The 16517-nt window shown below is 58.5% G+C and carries 14 protein-coding genes, 2 pseudogenes and 1 riboswitch; of the genes and pseudogenes, 8 read left to right on the forward strand and 8 right to left on the reverse strand.

The genetic code is table 11. The features are described 5' to 3' along the window. Positions 1-69: 69 nt before the first annotated feature. The 3 genes from G5221_RS02125 to sixA all read right to left on the reverse strand — a co-directional run bounded on the left by G5221_RS02125 (position 70) and on the right by sixA (position 1959). Entirely contained in the window at positions 70-987 is a 918-nt protein-coding gene (locus tag G5221_RS02125; protein WP_266133916.1) for a DMT family transporter, read from the reverse strand. 164 nt (positions 988-1151) lie between these two features. Further along, on the reverse strand, positions 1152-1358 hold the full coding sequence (locus tag G5221_RS02130; protein ID WP_005336998.1) for a DUF1107 domain-containing protein: 207 nt from the start codon (positions 1356-1358) through the stop codon (positions 1152-1154). 133 nt (positions 1359-1491) lie between these two features. Beyond that, complete coding sequence (gene sixA, locus G5221_RS02135; RefSeq protein ID WP_021230584.1) at positions 1492-1959, reverse strand: phosphohistidine phosphatase SixA; 468 nt, start codon at positions 1957-1959, stop codon at positions 1492-1494. Between the two features lie 162 nt (positions 1960-2121). On the opposite strand from sixA, the gene G5221_RS02140 reads away from it, so the two are divergent. Next, positions 2122-4908, forward strand: a complete 2787-nt coding sequence (locus G5221_RS02140) for an insulinase family protein (protein WP_421262720.1) — start codon at positions 2122-2124, stop codon at positions 4906-4908. 331 nt (positions 4909-5239) lie between these two features. Here G5221_RS02140 and G5221_RS02145 read toward each other — a convergent pair whose 3' ends face one another. The 3 genes from G5221_RS02145 to G5221_RS02155 form a co-directional block, all read right to left on the reverse strand. Continuing rightward, positions 5240-5887 carry a thiopurine S-methyltransferase gene (locus G5221_RS02145; protein WP_064336244.1) on the reverse strand — a complete coding sequence of 216 codons (648 nt, stop codon included), beginning with the start codon at positions 5885-5887 and terminating at the stop codon, positions 5240-5242. 283 nt (positions 5888-6170) lie between these two features. Then, positions 6171-7556 (reverse strand): leucine-rich repeat-containing protein kinase family protein, encoded by a 1386-nt coding sequence (locus tag G5221_RS02150; protein ID WP_421262721.1) that lies wholly within the window; start codon positions 7554-7556, stop codon positions 6171-6173. Between the two features lie 251 nt (positions 7557-7807). Further along, positions 7808-8599, reverse strand: a complete 792-nt coding sequence (locus tag G5221_RS02155) for an alpha/beta fold hydrolase (protein ID WP_216978623.1) — start codon at positions 8597-8599, stop codon at positions 7808-7810. 117 nt (positions 8600-8716) lie between these two features. On the opposite strand from G5221_RS02155, the pseudogene G5221_RS02160 reads away from it, so the two are divergent. The 5 genes and pseudogenes from G5221_RS02160 to G5221_RS02180 form a co-directional block, all read left to right on the forward strand. Further along, positions 8717-8941: pseudogene (locus G5221_RS02160) on the forward strand (MmcQ/YjbR family DNA-binding protein); the annotation flags it as partial. A gap of 91 nt (positions 8942-9032) precedes the next feature. Beyond that, a complete protein-coding gene (locus tag G5221_RS02165) occupies positions 9033-9965 on the forward strand; it encodes an STM4504/CBY_0614 family protein (protein ID WP_209298357.1) in 933 nt (310 codons plus the stop codon). Positions 9966-10066: 101 nt separating this feature from the next. Further along, positions 10067-10231, forward strand: a pseudogene (locus G5221_RS02170) (MmcQ/YjbR family DNA-binding protein); the annotation flags it as partial. Continuing rightward, positions 10228-10704, forward strand: a complete 477-nt coding sequence (locus tag G5221_RS02175; RefSeq protein ID WP_337072121.1) for a GNAT family N-acetyltransferase — start codon at positions 10228-10230, stop codon at positions 10702-10704. The pseudogene G5221_RS02170 and the gene G5221_RS02175, both read left to right, overlap by 4 nt. A 57-nt stretch (positions 10705-10761) precedes the next feature. Next, positions 10762-11097: a DUF3802 family protein gene (locus G5221_RS02180; protein WP_216978620.1), complete on the forward strand. Its 336-nt coding sequence runs from the start codon at positions 10762-10764 to the stop codon at positions 11095-11097. A gap of 246 nt (positions 11098-11343) precedes the next feature. Here G5221_RS02180 and msrA read toward each other — a convergent pair whose 3' ends face one another. Then, on the reverse strand, positions 11344-11976 hold the full coding sequence (gene msrA / locus G5221_RS02185; RefSeq protein ID WP_005352745.1) for a peptide-methionine (S)-S-oxide reductase MsrA: 633 nt from the start codon (positions 11974-11976) through the stop codon (positions 11344-11346). Positions 11977-12244: 268 nt separating this feature from the next. Between msrA and argA the strand changes: the two genes are divergently transcribed. Further along, complete coding sequence (gene argA, locus G5221_RS02190; RefSeq protein ID WP_005345063.1) at positions 12245-13573, forward strand: amino-acid N-acetyltransferase; 1329 nt, start codon at positions 12245-12247, stop codon at positions 13571-13573. Between the two features lie 107 nt (positions 13574-13680). Continuing rightward, a riboswitch (Lysine riboswitch) is annotated at positions 13681-13904 on the forward strand. 90 nt (positions 13905-13994) lie between these two features. Next, a complete protein-coding gene (gene lysC, locus G5221_RS02195) occupies positions 13995-15347 on the forward strand; it encodes a lysine-sensitive aspartokinase 3 (RefSeq protein WP_421262722.1) in 1353 nt (450 codons plus the stop codon). An 81-nt stretch (positions 15348-15428) separates the two neighbouring features. On the opposite strand, the gene G5221_RS02200 is transcribed toward lysC, so the two are convergent. Next, positions 15429-16514, reverse strand: coding sequence for a hypothetical protein (locus tag G5221_RS02200; RefSeq protein WP_421262723.1), 1086 nt, complete (start codon positions 16512-16514; stop codon positions 15429-15431). Between the last annotated feature and the right edge of the window lie 3 nt (positions 16515-16517).

Raw genomic sequence — 16517 nt, forward strand, 5'->3', positions numbered from 1 at the left:
GCATTGCTGCAGGCGCTTTTCATTGGCGGCCAAGCGGGCCATTGGGCCCATCTACGCTTTCACGCAAGATTACTCTTCGGGACAAGGAGCCAACACCTCCCGGCGACGACCCATCACCACCGGACGCACCAGCAACTGAGCCAGCAAAACCCCCAGCAGAGTCAGACCGCCCCCGATCAGGTGATAGCTGGTCAGCCGCTCTCCCAGCAGGGTGATGGCAAGGCCAGCCGTCATCACTGGCAGCAGATTCATAAAGATGGCGGTACGATTGGCACCAAGCAGGGTGATCCCCTGCATCCAGAGCCAGGGACAGAGGGCCGACGCGGGGATCCCCGCATAGAAGATCAGCCAGATCGCACGCCCCTCTGGCAGCTGACCATCCACCAGCAGAAAGAAGGGGGTCAGGATCAGCACACTGCAGAGCACCTGACCGTAGAGCAGCGACCAGTTGTCGAGCCCCAAATCCCACTTCTTGAGCAGCACGCTATAAAGGGCATAAGTGCCCGCCGAGAGCAGCATGTAGACAGAGCCGATATGAATACCCTGGGTAAACAGTCGGGTCGGATCCCCCTGCCCCAGCAAGATAGACAAGCCAAAGATGGAGAGCAGCGCCCCCAGCACGGCGCCCCAGGTGGGCCGCTCACGCAGCAGCCAGATGCTGAGTAACACGGTCAACAGTGGCGTCAGCCCCATCATCAATCCCATCTCGGTGGCCCCCATGGTCTGTGCGGCGTAGTACCCAAAGGTCTGATTAAGCACCATGCCCAGCGAGGCCAGCATGGCGATCTGCCAAAGGCCGGCACGAATGCGGGCACGCGCACGCCATACTCGACGGGCCAGAAACGGGCTTAATACCAGCGCAGCCACCACCCAGCGCGACCAGGCCAAGGCTGCCGGGGACAACACACCAACCGCCAGTTTGCTGACGATGCCATTGCCAGCCCAGATGGCAATGCAGGAGAAAGGAAACAGAAAGGCAAAGGGCATGAGAGGATCCAGACCGAAGAGACAACAGCGGGCCAGTATAGGGGGCGATGGAAGATAAACAAAGGTGTGGGCCTGAACAGCCACATAGTGAACGCCAGTAGCCAGAAACAAATATGCCCGCAAAAGTGCGGGCATATCAGTGCAGAAACAGGTTCAGAAGCGCATCACGCGGCATCCATGTGCAGTCTGGAGATCAGCTCGTTGACCTCGGTGACTGTCTGGCGATGGGGAATATCCGCCGGATTCGGCATCAGCAACAAACCGGATTGGAAATCAAACCGCCCCCGACCATGAATGTAAATCCGACCTTTAAAGAAGGTTTTGACATGCTTTGCCACCATCAGTGGCAGGTACTTCTTGAACACTCTCATCGTTTGCAACCTCTTGCAGTTGTATCCGTATGACAGCAGCTTCTGCGAATTAATTCCGTAAAATATTTATAAAAATCCGGAAAACTCGCCCATCTCTTCCCAAAAAATTCAATCTATAACTTTTTATTAACTTTTAGCCTATTGTATGCGGCCCTTCGAGCCAGAGCAAGGCTCCTTTGCCATCGTGCCACTCGATACAGGCGATCCCCGAGGTGGCAAACATGGGTGCTCCTGCGGCCGGACAGAGGCTTTGCACCAGATAACCCACCAGCGGCAGATGGCTGACCATCAGGATCTGGTCATGTTGTTCAGCCAAAGTGGTAAGGTAGCTGGCCACGAAAGCGGGATCACCGTAAGGGGTAATGTCGCCACTCTCTTCAACGGCTGCTGCGTCAGGCAATTCACTGCATATGGCTTGCCAGGTCTGGCGTGCCCGCAGATAGTTGCTGTGGATCACCCGATCCAGCGGGCCAATCAGCTGAGGCGCCAGCCAGCGGGCCATCTGGATAGACTCTTCAATACCCTGCTCGGTCAATGGACGCTGTTCATCTGTTTTCGCATTCATGCCAGCCTGGCCATGACGCATGATATAGATCTTCATTACAACCTCGCCCAACGGGCCTGTTTTGATAGCCGGGGGATCTTACCCCGCCACGGGTGTGGAAACAATTGCGCTACCTCTCAGAAAAGGGTTTGCCTGACGGGATAGCGGGGTCGATAATCATGTTTAAATTCAAATAAATCCAACGTGAGTCACACACCAATGAGCCCATATGCCAGTCCCAATGACCATCGGCAATACCATTTTCTGGAGCTGGCCAACCGGCTCAGGGTCTTGTTGATTTGTGATCCCGACACCGACAAATCCGCCGCTTCTCTGGCGGTCAATACCGGCCATTTTGACGATCCCGCCGACCGGCAGGGAATGGCCCATTTTCTGGAGCACATGCTGTTTCTCGGCACCTGCACCTACCCCAAGCCTGGTGAGTACCAGCAATTTATGAGCCGTCATGGCGGCAGCAACAACGCCTGGACTGGCACCGAATTCACCAACTTCTTCTTCGAGATCGACAACGGCTTCTTCGAAGCGGGGCTGGCTCGCTTCTCCCAGTTCTTTATCTGCCCCACCTTTGATCCGGAGTGGGTGGACAAGGAGCGCAACGCGGTCGACTCCGAGTATCGCCTCAAACTGCAGGACGACATGCGCCGCAGCTATCAGGTGCATAAAGAGACGGTCAACCCGGCGCACCCCTTCTCCAAGTTCTCGGTGGGCAACCTCGATACCCTGGCCGATCTGCCGGGACGGGATCTGCGCTCCGATCTTATTCGTTTTTACGAAAGCCACTACAGCGCGGATCGCATGGCGTTGGTGATGATCTCGCCGGAATCCATCGATACCCAGTTGCAGTGGTGCTGTCGCTACTTTGCTCCCATTTTGAATCGCAATTTGGGAACCCCGACGCTCACCATGCCGCTTTACCGGCTCGATGATCTCGGCGTGCGCATCCACATCAATCCGGTCAAGGAGACCCGCAAGCTGTCGCTCAGCTTCCCCTTGCCCAATGTGGACGAGTTCTACGACAAAAAGCCCCTCACCTTCCTGAGCCATCTGATCGGTTATGAGGGGGATGGCAGCCTGCTCTCCCTGCTTAAAGCGAAAGGCTGGGTCAACCAGCTCTCGGCGGGCGGTGGCATCAGCGGCGCCAACTTCAAGGATTTTGGCGTCAACTTCGGCCTCACCCCGCTCGGCCTTGAACATGTGGACGACATCCTCGCCGCCCTGTTTGGCTATCTGAAACTGATTGGCCGCGAAGGGCTGCAGAGCTGGCGCTATGACGAAAAACGGACCGTGCTCGAATCGGCATTCCGTTTTCAGGAGCGCGGCCGCCCCCTCGATACGGTGTCGGGGTTGGTGCTCAACCTCTTTAGCTACCAGCCTGAGGATCTGCTCTACGGCGACTACATGATGCGCGAATATGACGAGGGGCTGATCCGCCGCTTCCTCGCCAAGCTCACCCCGCACAACCTGCGTATCACCATCAGTGCGCCGGAAGTAGCGACCGATCGGCTGGCCCGCTGGTATCAGACCCCCTACAGCGTGACGACCATTACCGAGGCCGAGAAAATTCGCTGGCAGCAGAGCGAGCCGGATCCGGCGCTGGCGCTACCCAAGCCCAACCCCTTTATCAGCAGTAGGCTCGATCCGCGTACACCCGAGCTTGCCGCCGACATGCCCGCCTGTCTTATCGATCGCCCCGGTTTTCGCCTCTGGCACCTCCATGAGCACCTGTTCAGCGTGCCCAAGGGCAATCTCTACATCTCCATCGACAGCGAACATGCGGTAAAAAATCCGCGCAATATCGCCATGGCGCGCCTCGCCGTGGAGCTGTTGGCCGACCACCTCAACGCCCTCACCTATCCTGCGGAGCTGGCGGGGCTGGGTTACCAGATCTATGCCCATCAGGGGGGCTTTACCATCAACCTGAGCGGCTTTGCCGACAAGCAGCCGCTGTTGCTCGACATGATCCTCGGCAACCGCACCCTGGGGTATCCGGATCCGGGTCGCTTCGCCGAGATCAAGGAGCAGCTCATTCGCAACTGGGACAACCAGTCCAAGGCTCGCCCCATCTCCCAGCTCTTTAACCAGCTCACCAGCCTGTTGCAACCCAACAACCCGCCGTTCGAGCAGTTGCTGCGTCACCTGCGCACCGTCGAGCTGGAAGAGATGCCCGGCTTCGTGGCCCAGCTGTTTGGCGAGGTGCATGTCGAAGCGCTGGTGCATGGCGACTGGACTGCCGCCGAAGCACTGGAGCTGGCCGCCCTGATGGAGCGCCACCTGAGCGATATCAATGGCACCAGCAGCAAGCCGAGCGGCGAGACCCGTCGTCCGCTCATCTCCATTCAGGACAGGGGCACCCTTATTCGCGAGCAGGGTTGCGATCACGAAGACTCGGCGCTCCTGGTCTACTACCAATCCCGCACCACCCGAGCGCGGGATCTCGCCTGCTTCACTCTGGCGAACCACATCATGTCCTCTACTTTCTTCCACGAGCTGCGCACCCGCCAACAACTGGGGTATGTGGTGGGTGCCGGCAACCTGCCCCTCAATCGCCACCCGGGGCTGATCTTCTATATCCAGTCGCCGGTGGCGGGGCCGCAGATCCTGCTCGATGCGGTGGAGGAGTTTATCGACCTCTTCCCGCTCGCCATGCTCGAATTTACCGAGCAGCAGTGGCAGGAGAGCAAGGCGGGGCTGCAAGCCCAGCTGAGCGAGCGGGATGCCAACCTGCGCAGTCGCGGCCAGCGGCTGTGGGTCAGCATCGGCAACAAGGATCTGGGGTTCGATCAGCGGGAGCAGGTCTGCGACGAGGTGGGCAAGTTGAGCCGCGCCGATCTGGTGCGCTTTATCACCCAACTGCGTTCGCGCACCTCCGATCGGCTGATCCTCTGCAGCTATGGTCAGGGGCACGAACATGACGAGCGGATCACCGGCCAGTTTATCGACGATCCACGGGCATTTCGGCTCAATGCCGCCACCTTCGAAGCCTGATCAGGCCTCGACATCCCCCGTTTTTCCTTCCCACGGCAAATCGCAGGCAATAAAAAGCCGACCCATCAAGGTCGGCTGGAAAAACCATAACAATTGCGACCAAAGCCGCCAAAAGTGAACATGAGCGTGAAAATCAGACACTGAGTTGCTGATCAGCAAGCGGGAAAGACCCGATACTCGCTTTGCAATGCCAACAGTGATTGAGAAACAGCCTCATATTAGGCACTCCCCCCGTCAGTCACGTTGATCTACGTCAAAGGAGGTAGCGAAGAGCGCACAGCCCGGCGATTTGTCGGCGTAGATCACCCTTTGGCCGCCCGTTAGCAGCCCGTTAACCCCGGCGAACCAGCCGGTAGGCTACCTCATCGAAGTAGGAGAGCTGACCCGACAGCACCCGCGGGTGATCCACTTCGGCGGCGCGCCCCAGCACCTCGATACGAAAGTCCCGTTCGAACAGGGCTCGCACCTCCATCTCACCCACCGAGAAGGGGGGCTGACTCTGCTGCTCCGGCTGATATTCAAGGGTCACCAGCAAGATCTGGCCACCGGTCTCGACCAGCGCACTGATCAGGGCCGCATACTGGCGGCGCATCGCGGTCGGCAGGGCGATCAGCGCCGCGCGGTCATAGACCAGCCGGTAACGGCGACCCAGACTGGGGGCGGCGAAAAAATCTCCCTGAAAAATGCGCAGGCTGTCCACCTGATGGCACTGATAAGGGCCCACTTCGCTCACGGTCGCGGCGAGCTGGTTTTCACTGAAGAACTGACTGACGGCAAGGCTCGATAGCTCGAACCCGTCGACCGGATGGCCCTGAGCGCTCAGCCAGAGCATGTCACGGGACTTGCCGCACAGGGGAACCAGCACCGGCTCGTCCGCTTGCTGGGCTGACCACCAGGATTGCAACCAGTGGTTGAAGTCCGCCTGATGAAAGCCAATCCGGTTCTCTTCCCAACGCTGATGCCAAAACGCAGCTTCCATCGTTATTACCCTTCTGTACTTAAAGATGCCTCAATATCACAACTTAACCGGCACCGCGCAACCCTCTGCCCTCCCCTTTTTGCCGCGCTGCCTTTGCGTGTTATCGGGCGAATGGCGGGACGTCCCCTTGCCCTGCGCCTCGCTGTCGCAATGGGCGCTATTGGCTGCGTTTATAACGGACAAGGCATACCAACCCATGCAAAAACGTCATGGGTGTATGGCGATGAATGAATAAGAGGCATGTCATTGGCAGGTCAAACAGCGCCTACCAACGCCAAAAAAGTCACGACAGCGTGGCGCGAGCGGCCGCCAGCTGACGCTCGATATAAGCAAAATCGGGACGATCGGCGGGGAGTTCCGAGATACAGGCCGCTTTGAGCTGATTTAACCCATCAAGCGGTGAGTCTTGCGTATCGCAATGGGCCAACAGCTCCTCCAGCAGGCAGCCAAAGGCGCGCACTTCCAAACGCTCAAGTCCTACGGCCCGCTCGCGGTTGTTGCTGTCATGGCTGTTGCGTTCATACAAAGAAGCCGCACCAAAATCCCCCAGCAGGGCGCGAGCCGGGGCGTCAGGCCCGCGGGTAAACAGAATATTGTGGCCGTAGAGGTCCCCGTGCATGATGCCCGCGCGGTGCAGATGGCACGCCACCGAGGCGATGCCGTGGGCCATCGCCAGCGCATCCGGCACACTCAGATGCAGCCCCTCGGGATAGACATCCCGGGTGCAGGAGTCCAGGCTCGGCGGCCCGGCCAGATTGGCAAAGGCCGGGTCGATCAGCTCCATCACCAGCGCCGGAATGCCGGAGGGGTGATCCGCCACCTTGCCTATCACCTTGATAAGGTTGGGATGAGTGCCCGCCGCCAGCGATGCCGCCATCTCGCAGCGGGGCAGCCCGTCGCTGGTCACCGCCCCCTTGAACAGCTTGACCGCCACCTGACTGCCATCACCTCTGTCGCTCGCCTGAGTCACTTCATCAGCAGGATTACCCACAAGGGTGGCGCGATGGATAACGCCGGATGCTCCCTGCCCCAGCAGCTCGCCCAGCGCCAGCGTCTCCCAGGCAAGGGGTTCGACATGGGCATCATCGATGGCCCGCGCCTCCGCCCCTTCGCTAAAGGGGTTGCCGGAGTAGGCGAGCCATGCAAGGCGCGGCAGCGAGAGCAGCCACTCGGGGAAGCGTTCGATGCGGTTGGCGGCGATGCGCAGCAGCTCCAGATTGCGGCAGTTGGCAAGACTTGCCGGCAACTCGCGCAGGCGGTTGCCCGCCAGCATCAGCTTTTGCAGGGCGTCGCACTGGCCCAACTCATCGGGCAACTGTTCAATTGCGTTATCGGTCAGGATCAGCCAGCGCAAACCGGCGGGCAGCGCCTTGGCCGACACGGTGGCAATCTGGTTATCCTTAAAGCCCACCATGGTCAGCGCCGGGCAGCGTCCCAGCACCTCGGGCAGCTCGGTAAAGCGGTTCTCGGAGCAGAAGATAATGCGCAGTTTGCCAAACCCGGCCAGCTCGTCGGGGAGCGCGCTTAGCTGGTTGCCGGTGAGATCCAGCACCTCCAGCGTCTCTTTCAGGCTCAAAATCTCGGAGGGGAAAACCGCAAGGTTTTCAGAGAGCTTCAAATGGCGGGCACCGCACAATTCACCCGCGCGCAGCTGTTCCAGAGTATGCATAACCGTTTCTCAATCCTGATGATCTGCCTGATGACGTAGCCAGCCATCAGCGCGCGCCGAACCCGGGTCCGGCGATTTTAAAGGGGGGCATTATAAAGAATCAGAGGGGCAGATCACCCCTTGTAGCTTGAAAGTATGCCGCTTATACGATCGCCAAGACAGCGACATCTATTGCACGTTGGCAGCGCTTTGCTCACGGCCTGCTTGCAATGCCGCTGTAGCATGACCTGAATGCACAGCGTAACGAATCCTTATTTCCGTCCGCACCCCAGCGATTGAATAAATGCCAGCGTACGACGATTAAACTGTTCCGGCTGCTCCACATTGCAGACATGGCCGCACCGCTGGATCACCGCCAACGAGGAGCTGGCATCGATGGCCACCTGTTCGCGCACCGGTGCCAGAAACATATGATCCTCCTCCCCCATCACATAGAGGGTGGGAATGGGCAGGGAGCGTTCGCGAAAATAGCGCATCAGCGGGTTGACCTCGGTGGCGAGGCGGAACCAGCGCTTGAACTCTTTCTGGCAGAGCTTGCGGGCCTCGCGCACAAAGAGGTTGCGCGACTCCTGATGGTGCTGGCGCGGCATGATGATGAAGGCAAACAGCCGGTAGAGCCACATATAGGGCAGGAAGTGCTGGCCGAGTCGGCCCAGCTGCACCAGCACCCGCGATCGGATATCGAGCCGCAGGATGGCGCCCCCCAGTACCATGCTCTTGACCCGCTCCGGGCAGAGCTCGGCCAGATGGCGAATCAGGATGGTACCAAGGGAGATGCCGACAAAGTGGGCGCGGCGGATATCGAGATGATCGAGCAGCCGAACGATATCTTCGGTCACTTCCCGAAAGCTGTAGTGGCCCTTGACCACCTGTTGCAGCTGGTGGGACTGGCCGTGGCCGCGCAAGTCCAGCAGCAGCACATTGAAGTGCTCGCGATAGGCGCGCAGCTGTTTGAACCAGATGGAGGAGCTGCCACCGGCGCCGTGGACAAACACCACCCAATCCCGCTCGGGACCCAGTTCGAAAGTCTTGTGATACAACATCCAATAGGCTCCCTTGGTGATGGGGGGTATACTCGGCTGGCGCATATTAACAGAACAGGCCCGCCGATAGATATGCGCCTGACATGACCCGGATCACCCCTTGCGCGAGAACCCACCATGGATTTGACCCGTTTGCGCCACTTTCTGCTCTCCCTGCCGGGCACCACCGAAGATACACCGTTTGGCCCGGAGATCCTGGTCTACCGCATCGCGGGCAAGATGTTCGCGCTGGTGGATTGGCAGGCCGAGCCGCTTACCATCAACCTCAAGTGCGAGCCCGAGCTAGCGTTGCTGCTGCGCGAGATCCACCCCGAGGTCAAACCGGGCTGGCATATGAACAAGTTACAGTGCAAATCTACACGTCATTTTTGAGTAGTCATACAGCGCCTAAGTGGTAAAATCCTTATGTTGATTAATCAGTTAGGAACTTACTATGGCGGTTTATGAGATCTATTCAAAACGACAGAAGCGTCTTCGCGGTGAGTTCAATGATGTTTATCAGTATGAAGACATACCGTCCAAGTTAAGAATTCAGATTTCTAAAATTTATGATGACATTTTTAATGCACATCGGCATTTAATGAATCGCATTTTTAACTCCATCAATGACATTTTGACAAGAGAGTACGGTGTTGATTCATTAAATTGCGATCACAGAGCTATAAACTCATACAGTGAGAAAAGTCGAGAGACTCAGATTCTCCTTTCATTCTCAAAATCAGAATCTAATACCGAATGCTTCCTTGATGTTCTAGAGCTGATTATGGAAGCTGTTAAAAATGCTGTAGAGCGAGGCATGATTCAGTTTGACATTCAAAACGCAATAGAAGAAATCAACATCCGGTTCAGAGAGAATTCCGTCGGCTATCAACTTGACTCAGATAGTCTAACGATTATTAGAGTTGATTCGCAGTTTGTTCATTCAGAGGTAGTTAAACCGACACTTACTCTTCTCAATGCTGATCCTGCTTATGCTGGCGCGCTGGATGAGTTCATGTTGGCTCATGAACATTACAGACACCAGAACTTCAAGGACGCGATCCTTAATTGTGGTAAGTCATTTGAAAGCATGTTGAAAGCTATCCATGAAAAACGTGGGTGGGCTTATGACAAGCATCAAGATACCGCGAACAAGTTAATCCTGTCATGTGTTGAAAAAGGACTGTTCCCTACTTTTCAGCAGGATCAACTCATGCAAGTTCGCAAGATTTTAGAATGCGGTGTGCCTACTATCAGAAATAAAACTGCTGGTCATGGGCAGGGCCTTGAAGTAATTGAGGTGCCAGAACATCTAGTTAGTTACATGATTCATCTAACAGCAACGAATCTACTTTTTTTGGCTAAATCAGACGAGGCTCATGTGTAGGAAAACCATTTTAGCCTCAGCAATAAGACTCGTGTATAATTGACACAATGCTTTTAATCATATTTATCAATAAGTTATGGTGTTTTGTGTCCTTACAATCTAACAAACAACACTGGAACACAGTGACCCTGAACAGCACCTTGCCGGATGATCTCTGGCAAGGCTGGGTGCTCCACTCCTATGAGCGGGTTGTCGCGGGTTTGCCCAAAGCCAAACGGCCACAGGCGCCGCGCACCCTCTCCCCCACTGACGACCCAACCTTATGACGCCAGCACTGCGTATTATCCCCCTTGACGAGACACATATCCCCGCCCTCGTGACCCTGTTTGAGCAGGCGGTGCGACGCAGCGGCCCCGAGCACTACAGCGCAGAACAGGTGGAGCAGTGGGCCCTCGGTTCACAGCATCCGGGCTTTGTCGGCCAGCTGCGTGAACACCACGGCTGGGTGGCAGAGCAGGCAAATGTGCCCCTCGGTTTTGTCACTCTGAGCTCCGATGGCCACCTCAGTCTGCTCTATGTGAGCGCCGACCATCAGCGCCAGGGACTGGGCAATCTGTTACTCACCACGGCGCTCGCGGGAGCCAGAGGGCTCGGTCTGACGCTCATCACCACCGAGGCCAGCGCCTTCAGTTATGAGCTATTTTTACGACATGGCTTTACGTTGACCGGGCTGGAGTGCGTGGAGCGGGGCGGAGTCAGTTTTACTCGCCATCGCCTGCACTGCAGCTTGCCAAGCTAGAGCAAGCCACTAAAATACGCTCAATTTTCGTATTGTTACTGTATTGAGGCAGCAACCATGGTGGTAGAAAGTGAAGGCTATATCTCGCTGATCGAGTATCTGGTGGAGAGTTTGGGATTGTTTGAATCCCAACAGCAGAGCGATGGTGAAGAGACCATCGAAGACCTGGTCAGTGGCCGTGTTGCCAGCAACCTGATGGCCATTTGCGAACAAAACCCCCAGCTCGATCCCAAGGTGCGTTTCGCCATCATGCAGGAGGCCGACGCCGTGGTCGCCGATCTGGAAGAGGTGCTCTCTGCTGTCTGGCTGCGCGCCCCGACCCCGGAACAAAAAACCTTCCTCATCGAATTTATCGATCTCATCAAGAACCTGTTCGACAGCGCGATCGCCTGACCGATCGCCCCTCCCGAGCGAAAACAAGCAGATAAGGAAAAGGGCCGCCTTGGTGGGCAGCCCTGCTTGCTATCATTTTCAACCCGCCAGTGCGTTCATTCATCAGGCGGTTATCAAGGCAAGAAATGTGTCTGGACTTTGCATCCGATCCCTGGACGCTACCTAGTTAGTCCCGACTGGTCGCAATAAGTTCCCTCCTCCGACCATTTATTTTCACTTTTATTAAGAAATCGACTACAAACCTGTTCAACGGTTCAGGCTGGGAGGTAAACAGACTCCAATGCCACCCAATCCGCAGTAACCATCCGGATTTTTCTCCAGATATTGCTGATGGTAATCCTCGGCGTAGTAGAAGGGCGCCAGCGGCAGAATGCGGGTGGTAATGGCACGACTGTCGCCGCTTGCCGCCATCGCCTGCTGGTAGGCCGCCATGCTCTGCTGGGCAATGATCTGCTGACTCTCGTCGCCATAGAAGATCACCGAGCGATACTGGGTGCCAATGTCCCCGCCCTGACGCATCCCCTGCGCCGGATCGTGCTGCTCCCAGAACAGTCTGAGCAGGTCGCCGTAGCTGATCACCGCCGGATCAAACACCACCTGCACCGTTTCGGCATGACCGGTCAGCCCGCTGCACACCTCTTTGTAGGTGGGATTCTGGGTCACGCCGCCCTGATAACCGGCCGCGGTGGAGTAGACGCCCGGCTGCTGCCAGAACAGGCGCTCCACGCCCCAGAAACAGCCCATGCCAAACCAGGCGATCTCCATGTTCTCGGGCCAAGGCCCCTGGGTCGGGTTGCCATTCACCGCATGCTGCTGACCAATCACCATCGCTTCGCGTCGTCCCGGCAGGGCATCTGCCGGTGAAATAATCTGTTCCATGAATTCTGTCCTTGTATAAAACCCTGTGAAATCACACAGCTGACGAAAAGGAGCATCGAAGATAGCAGTTTATCGCGCCGGATCAACAGGAGGGCCCCTCCCCGCTCGCCCCGGCGGCCGTCTGCGCTTCGAACCATCCTTTCCCGATCCGCACGGCCAAGCCGCCCCGCGTAGACCAGAAACGGCCAAAATCAATATTTAGTCTTGATTTGTGAATTAATTTTCATATATTGAGCCAATCGCTGTTTTTTTATGGAAGAAATATCAAGTGCGTGAACGCGAACCCAGTCTGGTCAATGCCTTCCGGCAATCCACCCCCTATGTCAATGTGCATCGGGGTGCCACCTTTGTGCTGATGATGGGGGGAGAAGCCATCTGCCACCCCAACTTCGCCAATATCGTCAGCGATATCGCCCTGCTGCAGACACTGGGCATACGCCTGGTGCTGGTGTTTGGTTCACGTCCGCAAAACGATGAAGCGCTGGCCCGCGCCGGTATCGAGGCCCAGTATCACAAGCGGATCCGGGTCACCGATGACGAGAGCTTCACCATCATCAAACAGGTGTGTGGTGGCCTGCAATATGACATCACAGCCCAGCTCTCCATGGGACTCGCCAACACACCCATGCAGGGGGCGCGGATCAGCGTGGTGAGCGGCAACTTCGTCACTGCCCAGCCGCTGGGGGTGGATGATGGCATCGACTTTTGCCACAGCGGCCGGGTGCGCCGCATCGACGTGGAGGGGATCACCCGCCAGCTTGACCAGAAGAGTCTGGTGCTCATCTCCCCCATCGGCTGCTCGGTCACCGGCGAGAGCTTTAACCTGAGCTCCGAAGAGGTGGCCCGCCGGGTGGCGGTCGACCTCAAGGCGGACAAGCTCATCTGCTTTAGCAGCACCCAGGGGGTAATGGACAGGCGCGGAGAAGCCATCTCCGAGCTCTTCCCCGAGCAGGCCGAAGAGCTGCTGGTGGAGCTGGAGCAGGCGGGCGAAGAGATGTCCGGCACCGCCCGCTATCTGCGCGCAGCCATTGCCTCTTGCCGTGGCGGGGTGCCCCGCTCCCATCTGGTGAGCTATCAGGATGATGGCGCCATGTTGCAGGAGCTGTTCAGCCGCGACGGCCTCGGCACCCAGATCGTGCGGGAAAGCGCCGAGCAGGCCCGCGCCGCCACCATCGAGGATATCGGCGGCATTCTGGACCTTATTCGCCCGCTGGAGGAGGAAGGCATTCTGGTGCGCCGCTCCCGCGAGCAGCTGGAGATGGAGATCGACAAGTTCACCATCATCGAGCGCGATGGCCTCATCATTGGCTGCGCGGCCCTCTACTGCTTTATGGAAGAGGCGATGGCGGAGATGGCCTGCGTCGCCATCCACCCCGACTATCGCAACTCCAACCGGGGGGATCAGCTGGTGGCCAAGGTGGCCGAGCGGGCCAAGCGGCTTGGCATTCGCCGCCTGTTCGTACTTACCACCCGCTCCATCCACTGGTTCCGGGAGCGGGGCTTTGATCCGCTGGAAGTGGAAGATCTGCCGGTGGCGCGTCAGCGTCTCTACAACTGGCAGCGCCGTTCCAAGGTTTTGTCAAAGACCATTGCCTAAGTCATTGATCCTGCGTTGAGTTAGCTGACAATTTGAACTTTTTCACAAACTCGATTGACAGTGCAATCCAACGCAGGGTATTTCTAAATGCACTCCACCGCCCTGGTGGAGCCAGAAGAGGAGCGCTGCCCAGGCAGCCCAAGAGAGGACGCCAGCGTCCGGTGAACTTGGGTCAGGGGGAGCAGCGCCGAGACGAGTGAGGAGACTGGTAACCTCAACGTCGGCTGCGGGGGCTGAATCCCCCGGGTTGTCATCGGTAGTGATCATCCCCCACCGCGCCCTGTCAGGGGCGGTACGGGATGGGCTCTGCAGGTGGAGTGCTTCTGGCCGGGATAGCTTCGTTCATTCCTGCCATTTTCAGCCTCCTCCTCTCTTTTTTGCCCGATGGAACCGGAATCTTAAAATAAGACAGGAGTAAGCAATGAGCCCGATCAATGTCGCCAAGTTTGGCGGAACCAGTGTCGCCAACTTCCCGGCCATGAACCACTGCGCCGATATCGTGCTGGCCAATCCCGCCACCCGGGTGGTGGTACTGAGTGCCAGCGCCGGTGTCACCAACCTGCTGGTCTCCCTGGCACAAGGTGAGCTGGACGAAGCGGGCCGCGACGAGCAGCTGGCCAAGCTGTCCGACATTCAGCAGGCAATTCTGGCCGACCTTGGCCACCCCGCCGAAGTGACGGCGCTGATCCACGATCAACTCGGCGAGATCCGCACCATGTCGCAGCAGGCCAGCCAGCAGACCGATGCCGAACTGGCTGATCGCCTCATCGCCTGCGGCGAGCTGATGTCTACCCGCCTCTTTACCGAGCTGCTGCGCCAGCGCGGCGTCAAGGCCCACTGGCAGGATGTGCGCCAGCTGATGCGCACCGACAGCCGCTTTGGCAAGGCCACCGTCGATCTGGCCACCACCCGTACCCTCTGCCAGCAGACGCTGGGCCCGCAGCTTGGTGACAGCCTTATCATCACCCAGGGCTTTATCGGCGCCGATGGCGATGGCCGCACCACCACGCTAGGGCGCGGCGGCTCTGACTACAGCGCAGCCCTCTTGGCCGAAGCGCTCGATGCCGCCAGTATCGAGATTTGGACCGATGTGCCCGGCATCTACACCACGGATCCACGCCTCGTCACCCGCGCCCGCCCGATCCCCGAAATCAGCTTTGTCGAGGCGGCCGAGATGGCCACCTTCGGCGCCAAGGTGCTGCACCCCGCCACATTGCAACCGGCGGTGCGCCAGAATATTCCGGTGTTTGTCGGCTCCGCCAAGGACCCCGCCGCCGGTGGTACCTGGATCCGCGCCAGCACAGATTCAAGCCCGCTGTTTCGCGCCGTCGCCCTGCGCCGCCAGCAGGTGCTGGTGACCCTGCACAGCCTCAACATGTTCCACGCCTACGGCTTTCTGGCCGAAGTGTTCGGCATTCTGGCCCGTCACCGCATCTCGGTCGATCTCATCACTACCTCGGAAGTGAGCGTGTCACTGACGCTGGATCACACCGGCAGCCAGAGCAACGGCGAACCGATCCTGAGCGACAAGGTACTGGCCGAGCTGGGCCAGCTTTGCAAGGTGGAGGTGGAAACCGGTCTGGCACTGGTGGCGCTCATCGGCAACCGGATGAGCGAAGTAAACGGGGTGGGCAGTCAGGTCTTTGACGCCCTGCGCGAGCACAACATCCGGATGATCTGCTACGGCGCCAGCGCCCACAACCTCTGCTTCCTGGTCAAGGAGAGCGAGGCGGGCAATATCGTCAACCGCCTCCATCAGGAGCTGCTGGACTGATCCTCACCCGAGGCAATTCCGAACACGCAACAGGGCGCCCGCAAGGCGCCCTGTTCATTTGTATTTCGCAGATGTGTTGGCTCAGGCAAGGCTGGTGGCAGGCAACTGGCAGGCCACAGCTTCGCGGCGCAGCTGCTGCAAGCGGGCCAGCAGCCCGGTCTGGCCGAGCTCCGTCTCCTGAGGCGAGAGATTGTCCACCAGCAGCGGATAGTGATCCGTCACCGCCTGCATCAACCAGTCGAGGCGACGCAGGGTGAGCGGGCCGCAGCTCTGGCCGCTCAGATCATCGGCCACATCGAGCCGGTGGCTACGATACATGTCCCGCCACCAGTTGGCGACCAGCGCCTCGTCGCTCGCCAGCGCGGCGCTCCACTCCCCTTGCAGGGCGTGCAGGCGGGCCAGCACGGGCGCGCTGGCCCCTTCGCGGATCAGGTGGTGGATCTCCCGTTTTACCCATTTCAGGCAGAGTTCACGCCAGTAGCGAAATTGCGGCAGAGGATCGGCCTCATCGAGCCAGAGTCCGGAGAGGGTGCGGGTCTCCAACCGCTCCGGCACATGGAACTGCGGGTCGACCAGACCGTTGGAGTTGTATTCAAAGCGGGGATCGAAGGTCCACATATAGCCAAAGTCGAACACGCAGATCTGCTCGCCGTCATCGAGCAGGTTGCCCGGGCTCGGGTCCCAGTCAAACCAGCCCCAGCGGGCCAGCTCCCCCTGCACCTCCAGCATCTGGGCCAGATTGCGCTCGTTGAGCTGATGGACCGGCACACCCCGCAACCAAGGGGAAACCAGCACACCGGCCCGCGCCGAGCCGAAGTTGGTGCAGACCACGTGGGAGAGGACGGTAGGGTGCAGCTCGCGCAGCACCTCGATTTCGCGCCGCCGCTCCAGCTCGGTCAGAAAGGCGGTCTTGCCATCGAGGTTGGCCACCAGTGAATCCTGACGGCGCCGCTTGAGGCACCAGTGATGCCCCTCCACCTTGAGGTGAAACACCTCGGCGGTGAGACCGTGGCGATAGACCTTGACCACAGCCGGATGGCTATCCTTCAGCTTGACCAGTTGGGCCAGCGGCAGCGGGCAGTCGCGCTCGCGTCCGATCCGGATCTCTTCCTTGCTCTCCAGCATGCGCAGCAATCTGGCCTGACGTGCCATCACTTTGGGATTCATACA

The organism is Aeromonas sp. 602200 (genome assembly GCF_049173895.1).
Taxonomy (GTDB): domain Bacteria; phylum Pseudomonadota; class Gammaproteobacteria; order Enterobacterales; family Aeromonadaceae; genus Aeromonas; species Aeromonas veronii_A.